Source organism: Micromonospora taraxaci, from assembly GCF_007830095.1.
GTDB lineage: Bacteria > Actinomycetota > Actinomycetes > Mycobacteriales > Micromonosporaceae > Micromonospora > Micromonospora taraxaci.
Window position 1 is genome coordinate 5,382,660 of sequence record NZ_VIWZ01000001.1, and the last position, 22,207, is coordinate 5,404,866.

General features: G+C 71.7%; 20 protein-coding genes. 13 read left to right on the forward strand and 7 right to left on the reverse strand.

The genetic code is table 11. The features are described from left to right. Window positions 1-45: 45 nt before the first annotated feature. The 4 genes from FHU34_RS24320 to FHU34_RS24335 form a co-directional block, all read right to left on the reverse strand. The gene (locus tag FHU34_RS24320; protein WP_145784406.1) at window positions 46-702 is read right to left on the reverse strand and encodes a CG0192-related protein; all 657 of its coding nucleotides are present in this window, start codon (window positions 700-702) and stop codon (window positions 46-48) included. A gap of 119 nt (window positions 703-821) precedes the next feature. Then, complete coding sequence (locus tag FHU34_RS24325; RefSeq protein ID WP_145784407.1) at window positions 822-1,907, reverse strand: SRPBCC domain-containing protein; 1,086 nt, start codon at window positions 1,905-1,907, stop codon at window positions 822-824. A 67-nt stretch (window positions 1,908-1,974) separates the two neighbouring features. Beyond that, window positions 1,975-3,024 carry an NAD(P)H-dependent flavin oxidoreductase gene (locus FHU34_RS24330; RefSeq protein WP_145784410.1) on the reverse strand — a complete coding sequence of 350 codons (1,050 nt, stop codon included), beginning with the start codon at window positions 3,022-3,024 and terminating at the stop codon, window positions 1,975-1,977. Window positions 3,025-3,055: 31 nt separating this feature from the next. Further along, window positions 3,056-4,165: an NHL repeat-containing protein gene (locus FHU34_RS24335; protein ID WP_244311816.1), complete on the reverse strand. Its 1,110-nt coding sequence runs from the start codon at window positions 4,163-4,165 to the stop codon at window positions 3,056-3,058. 145 nt (window positions 4,166-4,310) lie between these two features. Here FHU34_RS24335 and FHU34_RS24340 point away from each other — a divergent pair, with 145 nt between their 5' ends. From FHU34_RS24340 to FHU34_RS24370, 7 genes are all read left to right on the forward strand, one after another. Continuing rightward, window positions 4,311-5,270 carry a hypothetical protein gene (locus FHU34_RS24340; RefSeq protein WP_145784412.1) on the forward strand — a complete coding sequence of 320 codons (960 nt, stop codon included), beginning with the start codon at window positions 4,311-4,313 and terminating at the stop codon, window positions 5,268-5,270. 189 nt (window positions 5,271-5,459) lie between these two features. Next, window positions 5,460-5,927 (forward strand): hypothetical protein, encoded by a 468-nt coding sequence (locus FHU34_RS24345; RefSeq protein ID WP_145785781.1) that lies wholly within the window; start codon window positions 5,460-5,462, stop codon window positions 5,925-5,927. Beyond that, window positions 5,927-7,318: a hypothetical protein gene (locus FHU34_RS24350; RefSeq protein ID WP_145785782.1), complete on the forward strand. Its 1,392-nt coding sequence runs from the start codon at window positions 5,927-5,929 to the stop codon at window positions 7,316-7,318. Before FHU34_RS24345 ends, FHU34_RS24350 begins: the two co-directional genes overlap by 1 nt. Continuing rightward, window positions 7,315-8,661: a VWA domain-containing protein gene (locus FHU34_RS24355; protein WP_145784414.1), complete on the forward strand. Its 1,347-nt coding sequence runs from the start codon at window positions 7,315-7,317 to the stop codon at window positions 8,659-8,661. The genes FHU34_RS24350 and FHU34_RS24355 overlap by 4 nt, the downstream gene beginning before the upstream one ends. A gap of 14 nt (window positions 8,662-8,675) precedes the next feature. After that, the gene (locus FHU34_RS24360) at window positions 8,676-9,788 is read left to right on the forward strand and encodes an ATP-binding protein (protein WP_145784416.1); all 1,113 of its coding nucleotides are present in this window, start codon (window positions 8,676-8,678) and stop codon (window positions 9,786-9,788) included. Further along, entirely contained in the window at window positions 9,785-12,589 is a 2,805-nt protein-coding gene (locus tag FHU34_RS24365) for a DUF5682 family protein (RefSeq protein ID WP_145784418.1), read from the forward strand. The genes FHU34_RS24360 and FHU34_RS24365 overlap by 4 nt, the downstream gene beginning before the upstream one ends. A 65-nt stretch (window positions 12,590-12,654) precedes the next feature. After that, window positions 12,655-12,927, forward strand: a complete 273-nt coding sequence (locus FHU34_RS24370) for a hypothetical protein (RefSeq protein WP_145784420.1) — start codon at window positions 12,655-12,657, stop codon at window positions 12,925-12,927. A gap of 44 nt (window positions 12,928-12,971) precedes the next feature. Here FHU34_RS24370 and FHU34_RS24375 read toward each other — a convergent pair whose 3' ends face one another. Then, window positions 12,972-13,544: a TetR/AcrR family transcriptional regulator gene (locus FHU34_RS24375; protein WP_145784423.1), complete on the reverse strand. Its 573-nt coding sequence runs from the start codon at window positions 13,542-13,544 to the stop codon at window positions 12,972-12,974. Between the two features lie 121 nt (window positions 13,545-13,665). On the opposite strand from FHU34_RS24375, the gene FHU34_RS24380 reads away from it, so the two are divergent. Both FHU34_RS24380 and FHU34_RS24385 read left to right on the forward strand, forming a co-directional pair. Next, the gene (locus tag FHU34_RS24380) at window positions 13,666-14,604 is read left to right on the forward strand and encodes an NAD-dependent epimerase/dehydratase family protein (RefSeq protein ID WP_167524895.1); all 939 of its coding nucleotides are present in this window, start codon (window positions 13,666-13,668) and stop codon (window positions 14,602-14,604) included. Then, window positions 14,601-15,470, forward strand: coding sequence for an alpha/beta hydrolase fold domain-containing protein (locus FHU34_RS24385; protein WP_167524896.1), 870 nt, complete (start codon window positions 14,601-14,603; stop codon window positions 15,468-15,470). Before FHU34_RS24380 ends, FHU34_RS24385 begins: the two co-directional genes overlap by 4 nt. Window positions 15,471-15,479: 9 nt before the next feature. Here the strand turns inward: FHU34_RS24385 and FHU34_RS24390 are convergent, their stop codons facing one another. Next, entirely contained in the window at window positions 15,480-16,748 is a 1,269-nt protein-coding gene (locus tag FHU34_RS24390) for an Nramp family divalent metal transporter (protein ID WP_145784429.1), read from the reverse strand. Between the two features lie 229 nt (window positions 16,749-16,977). Here FHU34_RS24390 and FHU34_RS24395 point away from each other — a divergent pair, with 229 nt between their 5' ends. The 3 genes from FHU34_RS24395 to FHU34_RS24405 are packed head-to-tail and all read left to right on the forward strand — an operon-like array spanning window position 16,978 to window position 19,282. After that, window positions 16,978-17,385, forward strand: a complete 408-nt coding sequence (locus FHU34_RS24395; RefSeq protein WP_145784431.1) for a GntR family transcriptional regulator — start codon at window positions 16,978-16,980, stop codon at window positions 17,383-17,385. Between the two features lie 20 nt (window positions 17,386-17,405). Beyond that, window positions 17,406-18,296 carry an ABC transporter ATP-binding protein gene (locus FHU34_RS24400; protein ID WP_145784433.1) on the forward strand — a complete coding sequence of 297 codons (891 nt, stop codon included), beginning with the start codon at window positions 17,406-17,408 and terminating at the stop codon, window positions 18,294-18,296. After that, window positions 18,293-19,282: an ABC transporter permease gene (locus tag FHU34_RS24405; RefSeq protein ID WP_145784434.1), complete on the forward strand. Its 990-nt coding sequence runs from the start codon at window positions 18,293-18,295 to the stop codon at window positions 19,280-19,282. The genes FHU34_RS24400 and FHU34_RS24405 overlap by 4 nt, the downstream gene beginning before the upstream one ends. Window positions 19,283-19,343: 61 nt before the next feature. Here FHU34_RS24405 and FHU34_RS24410 read toward each other — a convergent pair whose 3' ends face one another. Continuing rightward, window positions 19,344-20,432, reverse strand: a complete 1,089-nt coding sequence (locus FHU34_RS24410; protein ID WP_145784436.1) for a DNA glycosylase AlkZ-like family protein — start codon at window positions 20,430-20,432, stop codon at window positions 19,344-19,346. A gap of 160 nt (window positions 20,433-20,592) precedes the next feature. Between FHU34_RS24410 and FHU34_RS24415 the strand changes: the two genes are divergently transcribed. Beyond that, window positions 20,593-22,203: a hypothetical protein gene (locus FHU34_RS24415; protein WP_145784438.1), complete on the forward strand. Its 1,611-nt coding sequence runs from the start codon at window positions 20,593-20,595 to the stop codon at window positions 22,201-22,203. Window positions 22,204-22,207: the final 4 nt, after the last annotated feature.

The following is a 22,207-nucleotide window of genomic DNA, read 5'->3' on the forward strand; positions in this document are numbered from 1 at the left end:
GCCCGATCGTCCCGGGCCGCCCACCGCACACACAGAAGAAGCAGGTCAGAGCAGCTTGGCGTACGCCAGCGGCACGGTCGTCGGCTGGCCATCCCAGCTGCCGCCCAGCATCGCCCCGGCCGACCTGTCCGCCTCGGCGCCCGGCCTGCGGACGACGACCAGCCCGACGGCGTCGGTGTCGATGAGCGTGTGATCCTCGTCGACCACCCGGCGCACGGCGCCGATGGCGGGCACGTCGGCCTCGCCGCCACCGCTGACCACGATGGTGACCGTCGGCTCGCGCACCTCGCGCCGGCCGTCGACCTCGAAGTACTGCTCCGCCTGACCGGCGCCGGTGAGAATCGCGTGGGCGAGCGCGGTGACGTAGATCGGGTCGCCACAGCCGTCGTACACCCATCGGGTGCCGAGCACCGAGTGTTCCGTGGTGCCGACCAGCCAGTCCTCGGTTCCGTCGAGAGGCGCGGCGCGGTAGGTGAGCGGGACCTGGTGGACCGGCCCGTCGGCGATGCCGATCAGCATCGTCTCGATGCCGACCTCACCGGCCGGGTCGTCGAAGCGGTACGCGCCCCGGCTCACCACGTCCGCGGCGGTCAGCGTGCCGGAGGCGCCGATCGGCCCGGCGAACCACTGTTGGTCCGGCAGCCAGGCGGCCAGCAGGTCGAGTTTCGTGGGGCGCAGTGTGGCCCGGTGCAGCAGTGCCATGACCGCAGCCTAAGGCCTGTTTCATAAGGGCGGTCGAGCCGAGGCGGAGTCCGGGCGGCGATCCGGCGGCGTTGCGGTTCCGCCGCAGGCCGGCCAGTTCTTATGAAACAGGCCTCAGGTCAGAGGCCGGCGCACGGGTTGCCGCCCACCGTGCAGCTCTCCGGCGCCCGGGCCTTGGGCCGGTTGTCGCGTACGTCGAAGCGGAACGTCTGCGATCCGCCGGCCGGCAGGGCCGTGCCGGTGAAGGTGATCGACCTGCCGTCCTGTCGCGACTCCGCACCCTCGACGTCGTCGACGGTGCTGCCGTCGGCGAAGGTGACCACCACGGCCCAACTCGCCGCCGGAGTGGCTGCGGGATTGCCGACCACCACTTCGCCGGTGTAGCCGAACAGCCGGCTGGAGTCGGTCTTGTAGCGGGCGGTCAACGGCGGCGGGGGTGGTGGCACCGCCGCCGTGGCTGTCGGTGTCGGCTTCACCGACGGGGTCCGACTCGGACGGACGGTCGGCGACGTGGCCGTCCGCGACGGACGCACGGAGGCTGTCGCGCGTGGGGTGGTGGCGACCTCGACGGCCGTCACGGACGGCGACGGGGACGAGGGTGCGGGAGGCGCGGCGCTCTGCTTCCCGCCGACCGGGAGCGCCACCCATGCCGCCGACCCGCCGAGGACCGCCAGCCCGACCAGCACGGCGGCCACCGTCCGCCGACGGGCGCGGGTCGGCCGGTTGCGGGACGCGCCGACCAACGGCAGTTCGGTGGTCATCCCGCCGTCGCCGCGCCGTAGATCGACCTCCTGGAAGGCGAGCCAGTCGAGGATGGCCGGCAGTCGTACGGTCAGCGCCTGCCGGAGTTGCTGCTCGCGTGGCTTCTGCTGCTCGACGGACCACCCGCCGTGCGTGGTGACCTCCCGCACCTCCAGCCGGCAGCCCTGCGTCGTGGCCGTGACGTCACAGGTCACCTCGCTGAGCCGGCCGGCCTCGTCGCAGGCCAGCACGAGACGTTCCGGCTCCTGCCGGTCGGTCACCTCGACCTCGACGTCGGCCCCGAAGCCGGGCAACCCGGCAGTGTGCAGCAACAGCCGATCCGGTACGCCCTCCAGCGTCTCGGCCTCGGCGAACCACCGGCCGAGCAGCTCCCGATCGGTCAATGCCAGCCAGACCCGCTCGGGTGGGTGGGACAGCTCGACCTGCGCGCCGATCTCGATCACGGCGAGACTCTAACGGGTCTCCGGCCCGTCCTGCCCCGCCCGCCCGGGCCGGTGGTCGGCGCCCTGGTCATCCCCAGCGGGTCGACCGCTCGGTCAGCGCGGCGAGGGCCGCCCGGGCACCGGCGCTCACGTCGGCGACGACCTCGGCCGCCGGCAGGTCCCGGGCCAGCGTGTGCGCCTGTCCGGCCCACGCGTTCGCGACCGACGCGTCCCCGTCGCGCCGGGCGGCGGCGAGCAGCGGGCGCGTCAGGTGCAGCACCTGCGGGTAACCGGCCGGCGCCGCGGCGTCGTGCTGGCGCAGGAAGTCGTTGGTCACGCCCCGGGCCCGCTTGCCGGTGAACGACCGGGTCAGCGCGGTCGGCGCGGTACTGGCCACCGCCTCCCGGTGCATCGGCGAACTGCCCGCCTCCGGGCATCGCAGGAAGGCGGTGCCGAGCTGCGCGGCGGTGGCGCCGGCAGCCAGCACGGCGGCCAGCGCGGGGCCATCGACGATGCCCCCCGCCGCCACCAGTGGCAGGTCGCAGCGGGCGGCGGTCAGCCGGAGCAACGGCAGCAGCGCGTAGTCGTCGTCGTCCGGCAGGCCACCGCGGTGCCCACCGGCCTCGGTGCCCTGCACCACGACCGCGTCCACACCGAGGTCGGCGGCGGCCGTGGCGGCCTCCGGGCGGGTGACAGTGGCCCACACCTCGGTGCCCCGCTCGCGCAGGGCGGCCACCGCCGCCCGGTCGGGCAGCCCGAACACGAAGGACACCACCGGTACCGGGTCCGCGAGCAGGGCGGCGAGCTTGTCCGGGTACGCGTCGTCGCCGCCCACCGGCTCGCCCAGGCTGACCCCGCGCTGGGCTGCCTGCGGGGTGAGCCGTTCGGCGTACGCCCGGATGGCGGCCTCGTCGACGTCGCCCGGGCCGGGCAGGAAGAGGTTGACCCCGAACGGCCGGTCGGTGCGGGCGCGGACCTCGGCGACGTCGGCGGCGAGCCGGTCGATGTCGATCATCCCGGCGGCCAGGAAGCCCAGCCCACCGGCCGCGGAGACGGCAGCCGCGAGCGCGGGCGTGGACGGGCCGCCGGCCATCGGAGCGGCGATGATCGGGTGACGCAGCGTCGACAGCGTGGACATGGGACTCATCCTGCCGCACCGCCCCGTCCGCTCAGCGGCGTCCGGTGTGCCTCCACCGCAGCACACCGGCCAGCCCGAGCAGAGCCAGCAGTGTCCCGACGCCGGCGACCAGCAGCCAGGTGCGGCTGCCCGGGCCGATGGTGTCAGCGGCGATCGGACGGACGCTGGTGGGCGACACCGGGCCGGTGGAGCCCGTCGGGGCCGTGGTCGGTGCTGTCTCGGCCGTGGCCGGATAGCGCAGGATCGTCGGACGGGTACCCGGCGGTTGGTCGGCGGATTCGGAGACGGTGAGCAGCGACTCACCGTCGCGACTGTAGGTGATCGACTCGCCCTGGGGTTCGTCCGGCAACGGTGTGGTCCTGGGGGTGCCGGACGTCAACGCCTTGACCACATCCCCATCGGGGACGTCGTACTCGAAGGCGTCGGCGTAGCTGCGCAGCACCACCCGACGCCCGTCCGGCGCGGTCGCCGCGCCGGTGACCACACCCCGCCCGAGGAACGAGAACGGGTTGCTGGTCGTCGTCGTCGGCAGGGTCACCTGGCCGGCCAGGGTCAGCGTCGTCGTCGCCCCCGGTCGCAGCGCGGTGGTCGGGCGGTACAGGAAGACGGTGCCGCTGCCACCCTTGGTGATGATCATCGGTTGGCCGTCGGCGTCGAGCAGCAGCGCCTCGGCGTCGTGCGGGCGGTCCGGGTAGGTCATCCGGTGCAGCACCGGCTGCTCCGCCCCCGGTGCGAGCCGCCACACGCCGACAGTCGTACGCGAACGGTCGTTGTCGCCGATGTCGGCGACCCAGACGGTGCCGTCCCGGCCGACGGCCAGGTCCTCGGTGTCCCTGGGCCGGGACGGGTAGGAGACCGTCCGGACCACAGCGCACCGCTGGTCGAGGAAGAAGATCCGACGACGGGCCTCGTCGTCGGCACCGTCGTTGATGACCACGTACCCGTCGTCGGTCGCGACCATCCCGGACAGCTCGCGGAGCCGGTCGTCGCGTATCTGGCAGACCGGCGCACCGACCGCCGCCGCGACCGCCGCCCCCGCGGTCAGCACCACCGTCGGTACGACCACGCCGGTGAGCAAGGCCCCCAGCGCCGCCCCCACCCGGGCACGCCGTCCCCCGCTCAACCGCCCGCGTACCCGCATCGCCATCCTCCTCATCGCGGCCATGCCCTGGCCACCCGCCCATCTTGTCCGATCCCGACCACCGACGGCGGTAGTCGCGGGTACGCGTCCACACCCCTGGTCGATGTACCGTCGCTCCGCCTCGTTCTCGATCGGAGGGATGATCATGCCCGGGACCGACACCTCCGCGGCCCGCCCGTTCGGGCGGCGGCTTCTCCACCGCCTGGGCCGTCCGAGCAGGGGCGCGGCTGTCGTCTGGGTGCCGCTCGCCGCGGTCGTGTGCGGCCTCTTCACCGGCGCGTTGGCCAGCCGGGCCGCCTGGGAGACGTCCAGGCCGCAACCCGACCGGGCCGAGGCCAGCGCCATCCTGACCATGGCCTTTCCCGGCCACGACCTCGGCGAGATCGACACCCCGCCCGCGCTCTTCGTCGTCTACGGGCACGCGCTGCGTCCGGGCACCGTGAAGACACTGGTGCTCGGTGACGGCGGCGAATACCAGGAGAGCGCCACCAGCGCCGCCGCCTTCGGCGCGCCACCGGTGCCCGCCGCGCAGATCGTCGCGGTGGCCCGGGACCGCCTGACCGGCGCCGGTTGGACGGTGTACGACCCGCAGGTGGCCGAGGGCATCAGCTGCGCGGACAAGATGTGCGCCACCCCGCTCGCGATCACCGACACCACGCTGGTCGCGCGACGCGACGACACCATCCTGAACGCCTCGATCTCGTCGCAGACCGCCGCCGACGCCTCCTACCTGGCGGTCGAGCTGCACCGCGCGCCACCGCCGCTGGTGGTCCCCGCCGGGGTGCTCGGCACGCTGCTGGGCGCGGTGGCCGGGTGGTGGGTCTTCGGCTGGGCCAGCCACCGCTCCGCACAGCGCGGCAGCGCCGTGAGCGGCCTGCTGGGTGTGGCCGTGGTGCTGTGGTGGCTGCCGGTGCTTCTGGCCGTCCCGTCGCTGCTGCGCCACCACCGCGGCGAGCCACATCCGGCCTGGCACCCGTTCTGGGAGTGGCTTGGTCAACCGGCCGCCTCACTGCTCTTCCTGGTCGGCGCGGTGTGCGCGCTGCTGGGGTTGGGAATGGCCGCCGCGACCGGCCAGAGAAGAGAGCCCGAGGCACCGGTCGGCTGACCATCTCCACGGCTCGGAGCCCGCCAGCCCTGCCGCGGACCGCCACCGGATCTGTCGTACCCGTCGTCCATGATCGTGTCGTCGCAGCGCCGCCGGGCCCCGGCAGGCGTGCGCATCACAGTGGGTTTGTCGATGGTGGGAGGGCGTGACGTGACGGACGCCGACGGAGCCGGATGGCGACGGCGCAGCGTGCTGGCGGTGGTGCCGCCAGCGCGACCCCGCAAACTGGCCAAGGTGCCCTTCGTCGAACTGGCTGACGGGCGGTTGCAGGGCGTCGTCTCCAGCGGCTCGGACATCGAGCGGGTCTACGTCTCGTCGGTCTCCGCCGGCACCCACGCCTATCACTGCAGCACCAACAACAACCGGCCGTGCGGTGGCCTGCGCGGCGCCCCGTGCAAACACCTGCACGCGCTCGCCGACGAGGCGCTCCTCCAGTACGGTGCCGCCCGGGTCGCCCGTTACCTGCGGGTCGACGTCGGTGACGGGGTGTCCGGCGGCGCGGCACTGCTGGCGCGGCTGGACGCCAGGCACGAGCCGACGTCGGCGGCGATGGTGTTCAGCCGCTTCCTGCGCCACCTGTCCTACCTGGAGCAGCCGGGCAGCACTGTCGCGCTACCGGAGCTGCAGTGGTTCCCGGCGACCGGAACTGCTCGCTGATGCGCGGCACCCAGGTCACGCAGCTCCGCGAGGCTCCGGTCGGGCTGACCGACGCGCTCGACGTGGTCACCGGTTTCGACGACGCCCTCGCCAACGGCTTCGGCCGGGTCGGCGAGCGGGACGCGGCGTCACTGGCCGCGTTCGCCGACGCGTTGGCCGGCACCCCACTGGCCGACCCGGTCGCCACAGCGGTCAGCGCGGTCACCGCCGGGTCGGTCGGCCCCGGGCACCTCGCCGCCCTGGCCGGGGCACGCTCAGCGCTGCTGGGTGCGGCGCACGACGCTCTCCTCGGGCAGTGCGACGCGGCGCTGGGACGGCAGCGGTCACCATGGGCGACGGCGGTCTCCGGGCCCGCCGAGGCGCTGCCCGCCCTCGCGGGCGCCCGGGCGTGGTGGCACGAGGTGGCCGTCACCGGCTGGCGCGGCGTCGACCACGAGCGGCTCTCCGCCGCGGCGACGGTGGTCGAGGCGGCAATGGCCGTGCCGGAGCTACGCCGACTCGCGGTGCTGCTCGACGGCCTCACCGCCGAACTGCGGGCCTGCGCCCCGGTCGCCACCATGGTGGAGGTGCCCGCCCGGCGCTGGGCCGACCTCTGGGCCCGGGGCGTGCTGCTCAGCGAGGGCACCCAGCCGACCGACGAGGCGCCACAGGTCTCCGGACGACTGCTGCCGCTCGGTGTGGACGTGCACGCCCACGACACGGCCGTGCAGGTCCAGGTGCACGCCGTCCTGGAGCCGGTCGACGGCGGGCCGGCGCGGCTGGTCCGCACGGCGGTCGCCGCCGCGAAAGTGGACACCATCGTCGGGCCAGCGGTCTGGCGGCTGCTCTCGGCACACCCGATGCTGCTCACCGCGCTTGCCGAACACCGGGCGCTGACCGTCACCGACCTGCCACTGCACGGCGGCGACCTGGGGTGGGTCGACGAGCGGGCCCGCCTCGACGAGCCCGCCGACCCGTTCGCCACCGCTCGGGTGCTGCTGCCCCCGGCGGTCGCTGCCTCGACCGCCCCACTGGACCGACACCCGACGCTCATCGGCGAACCGGTGCTCGTCGAGGGCAACCAGGTCCACGAGGAGGACGGCACGCTCGCGGTCGAGGTGGACGGCGAACGGATCGTGCTGGCCGTCGACCGGTTGCCGGCAGCCGGCCCTCTCACCCCCGAACTGGTCGCCGCCGCGTCGGCCTTCCTGGGCCTGCTGCGGTGGGACGACGGTCGGTGGCAGCTCCAGCCGCTGGCGGTGCGCGCCACCGTGAAACGACGCGCGGTGCAGGCTCACAACGGCGACTGGGCGCGCGGTGTCACCGATCCGAAGATCGCCAAGGAGGAGGCCCGGGCAGGCGATGCCGTGGCCGTGCTGCGCGAGCGAGCGGGACGGTTGCTGCGCCGATGACCGAACCGATCCCCAACGGCGGGTCCGCCGACGCCAACCGCCGTCAGGTCCTCTACTGGAGGCTGCTGTCGCGCCTGTTCGACCGCGACGAGCAGCCCAGCCTGGAGTCCGCGAGCGTTGCCGTGGTCGACGACCTCGGGCTGCCCACCGCCCTGTTGGACCCGGCGGTCTCGGTGGACACCATCGTTCAACGCTTTCCGGCACTCGCGGCAGAGCTGCGCGGTCTGCTCAGCCCGGGTGACGACGACCCCGGCGACAGCGGTGCCGAAGCCCACCGGCCCGGCGAGGCCGAGGTCCGCCGGGCCGCGCTGGTGTCGAAGGTGCTGCTCAACGTTTTCGCCACCGGCTCCGGTCCGGTCAGCGCCAACCAACTGGCCCGCTGGCAGTCGGACGCCGGCTGGTTCGAGCAGGCGCTCGGGGGCGAGCCCGGCGACCTGCGCCGACAGGGCACCGGGCTGGGCGCCACCCTCGCGGGCCTGGAGGGTGACCTGGTCCGGCGCATGCACCTGCGGGAGGTGCTCGCCGACCCGACGCTGGCCAAGGCGTTGACCCCCAGCATGTCCCTCATCGAGCAGTTGCTGCGGGACAAGGCCAACCTCTCCGGGGTGGCACTGGCCAACGCCAAGGCGTTGATCCGGCGGTTCGTCGACGAGGTCGCCGAGGTGCTGCGAACGCAGGTGCAACAGACCAGCGCGGGGGCACTGGACCGGTCGGTGCCACCCAAGCGGGTGTTCCGGAACCTGGACCTCGACCGGACCATCTGGCAGAACCTGACCAACTGGAGCCCGGAGGACGAGCGGCTCTACGTCGACCGGCTCTACTACCGGCAGACCGCCCGGCGCACCGCCCCGGCCCGGCTCATCGTCGTGGTGGACCAGTCCGGCTCCATGGTCGACTCGATGGTCAACTGCACCATCCTCGCGTCGATCTTCGCCGGCCTGCCGAAGGTCGACGTGCACCTGATCGCGTATGACACCCGAGCCCTGGACCTCACCCCGTGGGTGCACGACCCGTTCGAGGTGCTGCTCCGCACCCAGCTCGGTGGTGGCAACGACGGGCCGGTGGCGCTGGCGCTGGCCCGGCCGAAGATTGTCGAGCCGAAGAACACAGTGCTGGTGTGGATCTCGGACTTCTACGAGTTCGACAGGTCCCAGCCGCTCTTCGACGGCCTCGTCGCGGTGCACCGCTCCGGCGTACGGGTCATCCCGGTCGGCTCGGTCAGCAGTTCCGGCCAGCAGAGCGTCAACCCCTGGTTCCGTCAACGTTTCAAGGACCTCGGCACCCCGGTCATCTCGGGGCACATCCGCAAACTCGTCGTCGAGCTCAAGAACTTCCTCACCTAGGAGAGCAACCCCTCATGTCCGAGATGCTGCGCGCCCCCGCCGAGGTCACGTACGCCGACGAGCTCGACTTCCTCGAGTCGGTCGACACCGGCCCGAAGCCGTTCTCCTGGCGACTGAGCCCTCGTATGGTCCGTCTGTTCATCCTCGGCTCGGAGCGAGCCGACGGCCTGTCCCGGGAGATCCCGCAGAAGTGGTTCGGCGACCGCAGCTTCGTCGAGCGGGCCATCGTCACCCTCGCCTCGGATCGCGGCCTGCTGCTGATCGGTGACCCCGGCACCGGCAAGAGTTGGCTGGCCGAGCTGCTGGCCGCTGCGATCTGCCGCAACTCGACACTGGTCGTTCAGGGCACCGCCGGCACCACTGAGGACCACATCAAGTACTCGTGGAACGTGTCCATGGTCATCGCCAAGGGACAGTCCCGGGAGTCGATGATCCCGTCGCCGATCATGACGGCGATGGAGCAGGGCGTGGTCGGTCGCTTCGAGGAGTTGACCCGTTCCACAAGCGACGTACAGGACGCGTTGATCTCGATTCTGTCCGAGAAGTACGTCGCCATCCCCGAGCTGGACCACGACAACATCGTCTTCGCCCAGCCCGGCTTCTCGATCATCGCCACCGCGAACAGCCGCGACCGGGGCGTCAACGACCTCTCCTCGGCGCTCAAGCGGCGGTTCAACTTCGTCCGGATCCCGGTGGTGACCAACAAGCGCAGCGAGGCCGAGATCGTCCGCTTCCGCACCGAGGAGCTGCTGCGCCGGCACCGCATCGAGCTGGACGTGCCGCCCACGCTGCTGGACATCCTGCTGCAGAGCTTCGCCGACCTGCGGGCCGGTGCCGCCGCTGCGACCAGCGACGACGAGAAGCTGGAGTCGGCGCTGTCCACCGCCGAGCAGATCGGCGTCTTGGAGGACGCCATCCTGCACAGCCAGTTCTTCGGCGACCGCACACTGCGGGCGGCCACGATCGCCGGGTCGCTGGTCGGCTCGCTGGCCCGGCGCAGCCCGGAGGACCTGGCGATCCTCAACAAGTACCTGCACGGCGTGGTGGAGCCGCGCGCGCGTAAGGACGACGACGGGTGGGCCGGCTTCCTCGACGGCGGTCGCCAGGCGATCGCGTCCCTGTCGTGACCGCACCCACCGTCACCGGCCCCTTCGACGCGCTGCGCGAGCAGCTCACGGACGCGGCCTCCACGTTCGCCGGGTCCCCCGACGCGCTCGGTGCGATCCTCGCGGGCATCGTCGACGATGTCGACCGCGCGCTCTCCGAGCGGCTGGAGATCTTTCCGGTCTGCCATCACTCGCCGGCCTCCGCGCTGGCGATGGTGCGTCGACTACGGGCCAAGCAGCCCAGGGTGATCTACCTGGAGCTGTGCGAGGATCTTCAGCCGCTGCTCGGGGAGCTCCGCAACTGCCGCCTCCCGGTCGCGGTGCAGGCGTTCGCGTCGGAGTTGTCCGGCTTCCCCGCCACCTGGGGCCCGCTCAGCGTCGTCGCGCCGGTCACCGAGGCGTCGGCGGAATACCAGGCCATCGCGTACGCGCTGGAGACCCCCGGGGTCGAACTGGTGCTGGTGGACCGCTCCACCGACCACGTCTTCCAGTGGTCACCGCGCGAGGATCTGACCGCCCCGGGCGGCGACGCCGGGCCGACCGACGAGTCCGGGCTGCACGGCGACGCCGTCGGGCTGGAGATCGGTGACGTGCGGCCCCGGTTCGCGGAGCTGGAGGCCTATCTGCTGCACCACGGCAAGGTCCGGCACTGGTCGGAGTGGTGGGACCAGTACGTCGAACGCCCGCTGACCGACGCCGACTACGACACCTACCGACAGGTGATGGTGCTGATCGGCAGCTTGTTCCGACGGCTGCGCCCGGCCGACTCCGACCGACTGGACCGTGACGAGGACCGCGAGCGGTACATGTGGACGCGGATGCGTCAGCACCTCGCCACCTCCGGCGTCGATCCCGCAGAATGCCTCTACGTCTGCGGCGCGTTCCACGCCGCCAGCCGGGTGGAGCAGTTCGGGCTGAGCTCCACCGCCGCCGACTTCGACATCACGCCGCGCACCGACACCCAGTGGCGGTACGGGCTGATCCCGTCGAGTCACTCGGCCATCGAGGCGCAGTTCCACCTGGCACCCGGCTCGGTGTCGATCGCCGCGGCGACCTGGACGAAGGCGGTGAGCCGCCACCGGCTGTCCCCGTACCGGCTGGACGGTCAACGCACCGCGGCGACCCGGGGCCGGAGGGGCCGTACCACTGCGGCGCCATCCCCCGCCGCCGGCCCGGTCGACGACGCACTCACCGGGTTCCTCGCCGCACCGCCCGAGCTGGACGGTCTCGACGAGGCGGAGCTCCGCGGCTGGTGCGTCGACATCGTCCGGCTGGCCCGCCGAAACGGTTACCTGGCGAGCACGGCCGACGCGATCGCCGTCTACGAGACCTCGGTCCTGCTGGCCGCCCTCCGCAATCGGGTGCGTCCCACTCCGTACGACTTCGCCGACGCGGCGGTCACCTGCATCGAGAAGGACGTGGTGCCCGGCCAGCGGGACGTACGGCGGCTCTGCGAGATCCTGCTCGGCGGCGACCGGATCGGTCAGGTCGGTTACGACTCCCTTCCACCGCTGGCCCGCGACGTCCTCGACCGGCTCCAGCCGCTCGGTCTCGCCCTCGAGAAGCGGCCAGTCCAGCGGGCGCTGCTGGATCTGGGCGGCCACCCCGAGCTGGCCCCCTGCTCCGACCTGCTGTGGATCCTGCGACACCTGCTGCCACCGGACGCGGCGCGTCCGATCATGGGTGAGCGCCGGCTCGGACACCGCTCGATCCAGGAGAGCTGGGACCTGGCGCTCGGCCGCAACCAACGCGCGCTGATCGAGCTCGGCTACGAAGGGGTGACCGTCGAGCAGGTCCTGGAGCAACGACTGCGCCGGGCCGTACGCGGCCCCGATGCCACCGCCTCCGGCGCGCTCGCCGCCGTGGAGGACGCCATCCGGCTGCTCGACAGTCCGCGCCTGGTGGAGGAGCTGGGGGCGCGCGCGGTGGACCTGCTCGCCGCCGAGCGCACCGTCGACGACGCCCCGGACGTGCTGCGCCGCATCCGGGGTCTGCTGGCGTACTACCGGACCACCGCGCCGAGCCTGCCGGCCTGGTGCGAGGCGTTCGTGACGACCGGGTACGCGCACTACTGCACCCTGCTGCCGACCGCCGTCACAGCGGAGGAGACGGAGGTCCGGCAGGTCGCCGCGATGCTCGGCTTCCTGTTCTCCGTGGAGGGCCTGGCGCTGTCGCTGGGCTGCGACCGATCCCAGTTGGAGCTGGCCGTCGCGCAGTCGCATCCGACGGCGCCGGCGAAGGTCGCCCTGCTCTGGGCGGGCCGACATCAGCTCGGCCTGTTACCGCTGGCCGAGCTACGGGCCCGGTGCGCTGGGCTGCTGGCCAATCCGTTGGTGGTGCCCGCGTTCCCGCAGTATCTCGCCGGCCTCGTGCACGCGCTGGAGCCGGTGCCCGGGTTGACGCCGTTCGTGGTCGAGACGATGTCCACCGCCTTCGCCCGGCTGCCCGACCCGGTGCTGCTGCCCTGGCTGCCCACCCTGATCACGACACTGCGGGACCAGGGGCCGGAGTTGGTCCCGTTGCTGGTCCGCGAGGCGGGGCGTACCTTCCCGGGGGCGCTGCCCGAGCTGGATTCCTGGGTGCCGCCGTGGCTGACGCCCCCGTCCCCACCGAGGGCGGTCACGGTCGCCGCGCCGCAGCGGCGGGTGGGCGTGCTACTCGCCGCCCACCCGGAGGCCGTCGATGCCGTCGCCAGCCTGCTCGGTCACGACTGCGGGTGGCTGCCGTCGGCGGATCCACCTGCCGACCGGGGTGCGGTGACCGCACTGCTGGCCGCCCATCCGGAGACCACGGAGGCTGTGGTGCGGCACCTCGGTGCGTGACGGCGGTGGTGGCGGGTAGGCAGCGGCCCGGCGGCATGTCGAGACACGCCGGGCAGGAGGCTCCGATGAGCACGTACCGGGATGATCAGGGCGACACGTTCCCTCCTCCGGAGGCGGATGCCCAGGAGCAACGGCAGAGCGCCGTGGACTACGGGCCGCCGGACCGGGTGTCGGGTGACGTCGACCCCGAGGCGTCGGAGGCGGACCTGGCCGAGCAGGGCGCCCTGCCGGCGGGCGCGCTCGAAGACGTGACGTCGCTGCCTGCCGACGCCAACCCGGCCGACGCCCTCGAACAACTCCAGGAGATCCCGACCCGCGACGAGGGCCGTCGGACTTAGCGCGTGGGGTCGTGCACCGGGTCGGCTTTCGATCCCCGTGGCGCTCAGCGGGTCCGGATCCCGTTCAGTACGACATCGAGGTAGTGGCGACCGGCTGCGGCTTGCTGTTGCGTATCGGTGGCTGGATGCATCCTGGCCGAGAAGGCGACTCCACACATCAGTGGCGTCATGTCGGCGAGCGTGATGCCGGGCGCCAACAGCCCTGCCGCCCTGACCCGTACGAACAGTTTGTCGAACAGCGAGGACAACTCATCGAGCAGGTGCGCTGTGCCCGGCAGGGTGGCCGTGGGCGTGGACAGCACCGAGGACAGGGCGGCGTCGAGTAGTTGCGCGTCCACGAACCTGACCAGGAAATCACGGAAAGCGGTCCAGGGGTCGTCCTGCTGCACGGCCCGTTCGGCGGCCTGGATCAGCGTCTCAAGTCCGGCCACCGAAACCGCCTCGATCAGAGCCTGAGGCGTCGGGAAGTGCCGGTACACCGTGGCGACGCCAACGCCGGCGGCGCGGGCCACCTCGTTCAGCTGAATCGGGGTGCCGTCCGCGACCAACTGCCGGCCAATCTCGATGATTCGCTGGCGGTTGCGTACTGCGTCCTTACGGAGCGGCGAGTCGGTCACTCCTCCAGCATAAACGGATAACAGCTCCACTTGCCCCGCCTGGAGCCCGCACCCCCCGAACGGGCAGCCCAAGACGAGGAAACGGATGACCCATCCGGTTCGTGCTACAGTTGGCAAACGGATGATCCATCCGTTTCATCGTTCGCTCGGCTCTGGAGAGAACATGCAGATCCTCATCACCGGCGGCACCGGCTACCTGGGCTCGGTGCTCGTCGAGCATTTCGTCGCGGCGGGCCACGACGTGGTAGCGCTGACCCGGTCCCCGGAATCAGCAGCCAGGACGACAGAGGCGGGCGCGTCTCCTCTGCTCGGCAACCTGACCGACACCGCGCTCCTCGAGAAGGCTGCGGCGGAAGCCGATGCGGTGGTGCACACCGCAGTCGACTATTTCGGTGGCGAGGACGCGATCAGGGCAGAGGCTGCTGCCGTGGAGGCGCTGACCCGTGGGGCGGGCAAGGCGGGCACCGGCAAGCCGTTCCTCTACACCAGCACCAACCTGGTCTACGGGCTCGACCCCACCCATTCCCGAGACGAAGACGCAGAACTGCCGGAGCCTGGCCTGCAGCCATTCAAGCTCGTCGGCGAGCGACTGGTGCGCGAGGCGGCGGGCCTGAACAGCATGATCATCCGCGCGGGTCTGGTCTACGGTCGAGGCGGTTCCCTGCTGCTGACCAGTCTGATCGGCGCCGCGACCAGCTCGGGCGCGGCCACCTACATCGACGCCGGCGACAACGAGTGGACCCCGGTGCACGTGGACGATCTCGCCCGCCTGTACCTGACGGCCCTGGAGCGTCCGGTGGCGGGCACCTACAACGCGGCCGGACCGCGACAGTTCACCTTCCGCGAACTTGCCGAGGCGATCGCGGACCTGACCGGAACCACCGCGACCTCGATCACCGCCGAACAGGCCGAGAGCGCCATGGGGCCGATGGCGGCGTTGCTCCGATCATCGGCGCGCATCACCTCCCACAAGGCGCGCAACACGTTCGGCTGGAGCACCAGCGGTCCCGCCCTGCCGGACGACGTGCGCTCCGGCTCCTACCAGGTCGTGAACTCGTGAGCTCCAGCCTGACCAGCAGAGCAGTTGTCGGTCTGCTGCGTGTAGCAGGAGTGAAGAAGCGACAGTTCGAGCCCAGACGGTTCCTCGCCGAAGTGACCAACCCGGCCCCGCCGCGTCTGCCGGGTGTCACGGTCCGGCGGGAAGAGTTCGAAGGCTGGACCGTCTATCGGCTGACGCCCGCCAATCCGATACCTCACTACGCCGTCTACATCCACGGCGGCGCCTGGGCAGCCCCCATCACCAGGCTGCACTGGAGGCTGGCCGCCCGGATCGCCGGTGAATCCGGCCGCGAAGTCGTCCTGCCCCTGTACCCGCGCCTGCCCACCGCCACCCACGCCGACGTCCTTCCGGTCATGCTGCGCCTGTCCCAGCACGTCCAGAAACAGGGACCGACCGCCCTGATCGGTGATTCAGCGGGCGGGAACATCGCCTTGTCCGTGCTCCAGGCCCTGACCTCACAAGACCGGCGGCCGGATATCACCGTTCTGATCTCACCCGCCCTCGACCTGACCTTCACCAATCCGAAGATCGCCGACATAGCACCTCACGACCCGTTGCTGAATCTCGAGCACATCCGAGTTCTCGCGGCCCGCTGGGCGGTCCCAGCCGATCCTTCGCACCCGCAGACCAGTCCACTGAGCGGCCACCTGGACCATCTCGGACTCGTCCACGTGTACGCCGGCACACGTGATGTCCTCTTCCCCGATGCCGTCCTGCTCCGGGACCGGGCCGAAAGGATGGCCGGGACCGATCTCCACCTGCACATCGGCGAGGGGATGATCCATGACTGGCCGATCATGCCGACCCCTGAGGGCCGTCGGACGGTCGGAGAGGTCATCACCCTTCTGCGAGGCGTGCACGCTTGATCGGCCGGCTCACCCGGCGACGACCTGCCAGAGCAGGAAGGCGTTCAGCGCGACCACCAGGACCGCCACCAGGGACGCGGCGGCAGTGGTGAGCGGGTGGTTGACCAGGTTGCCCATCAGGTCCCGACGGCGCGTGAAGGCGACCACCGGGATCAGCGCGAAAGGGATGCCGAAGCTGAGGATGACCTGGGACAGCACGAGTGCGCGGGTGGGGTCGAGGCCGATGGCGAGCACGGCCAGCGCGGGCACCAGGGTGACCAGCCGGCGCAGCAGCAGCGGAATCCGCCGCCGCAGGAAGCCCTCCATGATCACCTCGCCGGCGTAGGTGCCCACGCTCGTGGAGGCAAGCCCGGAGACCAGCAGAGCGATGGCGAAACCGAACGCCGCGGCGGTGCCGATGGTCTGGCCGAGCCCGGCGTGCACACCCTCCAGGCTGTCCGCACCATCCGGTCCGCCGCCCCGGAAGCTGGCGGCGGCGATCAGCAGCATGGCGAGGTTCACCGCGCCGGCCGCGCTCAGGGCGAGCAGCACATCCGTGCGTTGGCCACGGAACAGGATCCGCCGCTCGGTGTCGTCGGTGGCGGGGATGCGGTCGCGGGTCAGCGCGGAGTGCACGTAGATGACGTGCGGCATGACTGTGGCACCGAGGATGCCGGCGGCCAGCAGCACGCTGTCGGTGCCCTGGAGTCGAGGCACCAGGCCGGCCACGGCGGAGCCCGGGTCGGAGCCGGCGGCGAGCAGGTTCGCCGCGAAGGCCAGGACGATGACGCCGAGCCCCACGGCGATGGCGATCTCGAAGGCGCGGAAGCCCCGCGAGCGCAGCGCGAGCACGGCGAACGCTGTGGCGCCGATGATGATCCCGCCGGGCAGCAGGGGGATGCCGAAGAGCAGGTACAGCGCGACCGCGCCACCGATGACCTCGGCCAGGTCGGTGGCCATGGCGACCAGCTCGGCCTGCACCCACATGGCCTTGTTGAGGGGCTTCGGCAGGCGTTCCCGGCACAGCTCGGGCAGGCTGCGGCCGGTGGCCAGGCCCAGCTTCGCGGTGAGTGTCTGCACCAGCATCGCCATCAGGTTGGCCACCACCACGACCCAGACCAGCAGATAGCCGTAACGGGCACCGGCGGCGGAGTTGGTGGCGAAGTTGCCCGGATCGACGTACGCGACCGCGGCGACGAACGCCGGGCCGAGCAGGATCAGTCGCCCGCGTACGCGGCCGCGCGCGCGGGCCACCTGCAGTGGAGTGGCCCTCGGCGTCGTCAGTTCGTTGGTGACCATCGCACACCTCCCCTTGCGCCTGGATTCCTGCCGCTTCCTTCCCGAGCCGCTGGCCCGTGGGTGCCAACCTCTGGCCTGTCGGTGCCACCCGGTCGACACGCCGGACGTCCGACCGTGACGCGCCGGGCCGGGCAGGGCACGCGCGGCACCGGCCTTGACAGGAGTCACCGTGCCGGTGAAGCTGTCTATTAGTCCTACTGTCGTAGGACAACAGGAAGGATCATCGCGAGTGATCGAGTTCGTACTGGACAGCCGGTCGAAGGTGAACACCTACATGCAGCTCGTGCAGCAGGTGAAACAGGCTCTGCGGGTCGGTCTGCTGGCGCCGGGCGACCAGTTGCCGAAGGTCCGGGACGTCGCGCAATCCCTGGCGATCAACCCGAACACGGTGCTGAAGGCGTACCGGGAACTGGAGATCGAGGGTCTGGTCGGCGGCCGACCCGGGGTGGGCACATTCGTCCAGCGCACCCTGGCCGGCGCGTCCCTGCCCAACCAGGCCGAGCTACGCGACGACCTGGTCGCCTGGCTGCACCGGGCGCAGGCTGCCGGCCTCACCGCCGAGGACGTCATCGCCCTGGTGGAGACCACGCTGCGCGCCACCCTCACCGAAGACACCCCGCAGAAGGAACCCGCATGAGCGGAACGAGAGGACAGAGAATGGACCATGTCTTGGAGGCAGACCGGCTGGGCAAGCGGTACGGCAGCGCCTGGGCGTTGCGGGACTGCTCGCTGCACCTGCCGGCCGGCCGGATCGCCGCGTTGGTAGGGCCCAACGGTGCGGGCAAGAGCACGCTGTTGCACCTGGCCGTCGGGCTGCTCAAACCCGACGCGGGCACGGTACGGGTGTTCGGTCGATCGCCGTACGGCGACACGGACGGCCTCGCCGACATCGGCTTCGTCGCCCAGGACACCCCGCTCTACCGGGACTTCACGGCATCCGAGCTGGTCGTCGCCGGCGGCAAGCTGAACAAGCGGTGGGACGCGCACCTGGCCCGGACCCGGTTGGCGCAGCTCGGCATTCCACCGGACCGACCCGTCGGCAAGCTCTCCGGCGGGCAACGGGCCCAGGTGGCGCTGGCCCTGGCCCTGGCCAAGCAGCCCCGGCTGCTGCTGCTCGACGAGCCGGTCGCCAGCCTCGACCCGCTGGCCCGGCGTGAGTTCCTCCAGTCGCTGATGGGCAGCGTCGCGGATTCCGGGACCACAGTCCTGCTCTCCTCGCACCTGCTGGCCGACCTGGAACGCGTCTGCGACTACCTGATCGTGCTGAACGCCGCCAAGGTGCAGCTCACCGGCGCGGTCGACGACCTGGTCGCCGAGCACCGCCAACTGGTCGGGCCACGGCACGACGGCGGCCCGATCGGGGGCGTCGCCGCCGTCGTCCGGGCCAGCCACACCGACCGGCAGTCGACACTGCTGGTCCGCACCGACGGTCCGGTCACCGATCCGGCCTGGACGATCCGCGAGGTAAGCCTGGAGGACGTCGTCCTGGCCTATCTCGCCGAGGGCACCGCGCAGACCAGTCACAGCGAGTGGGGGGTAGCAGCATGATCTGGTTGACCTGGCGGCAACACCGCAAGCAGGCCCTCTTCACAGTGCTGGCGTTCGCCGTGCTCGCGGCCGTGCTGGTGCCGATCGGCCTGTCGATGCGGAACACCTTCGCCGACCTCGGGCTGACGGACTGCGTTGGCCAGCTTGCCCGTGCCGACGTGGCCGTGACGACCCGCGAGGCTTGCGACGCGGGCTTCCACCGCTTCAGCAACCAGTACGGCAGCCTCAACCTGCTGGCCGTGCTGCTGATCACCCTGCCGGTGCTGGTCGGCCTGTTCTGGGGCGCACCACTGGTCGCCAGGGAGGTGGAGCAGGGCACGCACCGGTTCGTCTGGACCCAGGGCGTCGGCCGCACCCGCTGGGCGCTGGTGAAGTTCGGTCTGGTCGGCGCCGCCGTGCTGCTCCTCGCGATCGGTTACGGGCTGGGCATGTCGTGGTGGGTCGAGCCGCTGACCCAGGCCGCTTACGAAGGTCGCCTCGGCATGATCGTCTTTGATCTGCAGGGCATCGTCCCGATCGGCTACACGCTCTTCGCCGTGGCGCTGGGCGTCTTCGCCGGCACCGTCTGGAAGCGGATGCTGCCCGCCATGGGCATCACCCTCGCCGGGTTCATCGGCGTACGAGCGGCGGTGGAGCTCCTGGCCCGGCCGCACTACCAGCCCGCCCGTACCCAGACCTTCCCGATCGAGATGGACGGACCCCCCGAGATCAGCCGGGGGGACTGGATCCTCACCCAGGGCGTCCGTAACCCGGACGGGACGATGATCGCGGAGGACACCCGGATCCAGTGCCCGCCGGGCGGCAAAGGCCCGGACGGTCGGGTCTGCGGCGCCGAGCTGGGCCTCGAACCCGGCGCGTACAACTGGCAGCTGTACCAGCCAGGGGACCGGTTCTGGCTGTTCCAAGGCATCGAGACGGGCATCTTCGTCGCCCTGGCCGTGCTCCTTCTCTACCTGGCCCTGCGCCGGGTGCGCCGGATCGCCTAGCCGGATCACGGAGGCGGCTGACGGGTGCTCGTCGGGGTGCGGGGGCCTCAGCGATCACCCGTCAGCGCAGGCCCTCCGGGGTCAGCGACAGCCAGGACGCCAGGTCGCGCAACTCGTCGTGCACGGCCCGGCTCACCTGCGGGGTGAAAGGCACGTCCTCGTGGACGGCGTGCACGGTGAACGTGCCGCGCCGGCGGTCGGCCGTGGCGTCCACCTTTCCGACCAGCCGGTCGCCGTGCAGGATCGGCAACGCGAAGTAGCCCCACCGGCGGTTCGCCTTCGGCTTGTACATCTCCAGCACGTACTCGTACTCGAAGAGCTCTTCGAGGCGGACCCGGTCGTGCACCAGCCTGTCGAACGGCGACAACAACGCCGTACGCCCGGTGAACGGCTGCCCGAGCGCGGCCGGGTCCACCCGCCAGACCCCTGGGACTCCCTCGACCACTGCCGGTTCTCCGGCGTCGCCGACCTCCGCCGGCTCCCCCGGGAGGACCGGTGTCTTCGCCCGGGCGATGCCCAACGCGCGCAGCCGGCGCTCGTTACGGACCCGAAGCGCCTGCTCCAATGCCACCACGGGGGTGCCGGCCGGATAGACCCGCTCGGCGACGTCCCACAGCCGTTGCCGGCCCTGACGACCGGAGATCGCGACCTCGCCGCGGGCGACCAGGAACTCCAGCATCTGGGTGACGTTGCGGTTGTTGGTCCAACCCGACGACGGCCAGGGCACCGCGCAGGTGTCCGGGATGTCGCGGGACAGCAGTGGCCCGGAGCGACCGAGCAGGTCGAGCACGTCCCGCCGGAACGAGTCGTTCGCGCGCAGCCACTCGCGCTGCCGCTCGTGAGCGGGCCAGGCGGCCATCGCCGCGAGGTAGAGCCCCAGGTCGTCCATCGGTCGCAGCATGGCCTGGTGCTCGAAGAGCGCCCGATCCCGTTCGAGGGCCCGACGCAGGTGCGCGGGCTGGTACGACGAGCCGAGCCGGCTCCAACAGACCAGGTCGGCGCTCGGCGCGACGGCAGCCGTCGGGTCGATCTGCAGCAGCGTCAGGTGCCGCACCACAGTGAGCAGGTCGGTCGGGCGCGGGTCGGCCAACAACTGGGCCCGCACGGCGATCCGTCGTGCCTGCGCGCGATCGAGCTGGTGCACACCCACGCGGCGAGCCTAACGCCGGGCACCGACATGTTGCTGACCAGCGCAGTCGGATTCCAGCCCCGTCGCCAACGCGACTGAACGCGTCTGTCCGATCACGATCGGTGCTCCGATGTGGACCGCAGGCCCTCGTCCGGTGGGCCGCAGCGATGGGAGCGTACGCGTGAAGTCCAGAGTCCTCCGTCGGGTCGCCGCGTCCGCCGTGGCACTCGCCTGCGCCGTGCTGGGGGCGGTGGCACTGCCGGCCGCCCCGGCGTCCGCCAGCCCGATCCGCAACGCCACCCCCTGGTCGGTGCTGTTGTGCAAGTTCAGCGACAAGCCGGCGGAGCCGCAGCCGCCGTCGCACTTCGCCAACTTCCTCACGGCGACCGGCGTCGGCACCGGTGGGGTGGCGGACTACCTGGCCGACCAGTCGGGTGGTCGGGTGTCGTTGGCCGGCTCGGTGGTGCGGGGCTGGTACACGATGCCGTACACCCTGGCGCAGTTCCAGTCGATCGACAGGTGGACCCGGACCCAGCGCTGCGTGGACACCGCGGCGGCCGCCGGCTACGCGGTGCCGGCCGGCAACCGGATCGCGGTCATGCTCAACGACTGGGTGGACTCCGGCGCGGCCGGCGGTCGGGTGCTGCTCGACCCGGGCGCCTGGAACGTCGGCTTCGCCGCGCACGAGATGCTGCACGGCTACAACCTGGGTCACTCGTTCTCCAACGACACCACCTACCAGAACGCGCCGTGGTCCCAGCCGGGCGAGTACGACGACCCGTGGGACGAGATGAGCGCGATGCACATCTACGCCTTCGGCACCGCGAACTACGGCACCAGTGCCGTCGGGCTCAACGGACCCAACCGTGACGAGTTGGGCTGGCTGCCGAAGAACCGGATCTTCACCATGGCCGCCGACGGGGTCGGCTCCCGCAGCCTCACCCTGGCACCGCTGGAGGTGCCCGCCGCGAGCGGCCCGCAGCTGATCCGGATCCCCTTCGACCCGGCCGACCTGTTCCACTACTACACCGTCGAGTTCCGCCGGAAGACCGGTTGGAGCGCCGGCATCCCGGCCGACACGGTGCTGCTGCACGAGGTCCGCAACGGCACGCCGACCCTGCTGCGTACCGGCCCCGGCGGCGGTCCGGCCCAGTCACTCAACGCCAACGGCGTGCAGATCGGCGTGAACTGGCTCTCCGGCAACGCCGCCTCGGTGACGGTGACCACCGACGTGGTCAACCGCTGCCTCCAGGGGTACGTCTGGCGCGAGGCCCGCGCGGGCGACCTGGTCTGCGTCACCGGAGCCACCCGCAGCCAGGTGTGGGCGGACAACGCCGCGGCGGCGAGCCGCTGGGTGAACGGCCCGTACGGCCCGCACACCTGCGTCGCCGGCTACGTGTGGCGCGAGGCGTACGCCGGGGACGACGTCTGTGTCACCGGAGCGCAGCGCACCCAGGCCGCCGCCGACAACGCCGCCGCCGCGTCCCGGCGCAACCCGGCCCGGCTGGTGTCCGGCCCCAACACCTGCGTCAGCGGGTACGTCTGGCGCGACGCGGACCAGTCCGACTACGTCTGCGTGACCGGCACGACCCGATCCCAGGTGCTCACGGACAACGCGGTCGCCGCGAGCCGCTGGGTCAGCGGCCCGTACGGCCCGCACACCTGCGTCGCCGGCTACGTGTGGCGCGAGGCGTTCATCGGGGACGACGTGTGCGTCACCGGGACGCAGCGCACCCAGGCCGCCGCCGACAACGCCGCCGGCCCCGGCCGGGTGCTGCGTCCCGGCGGCTGACCGA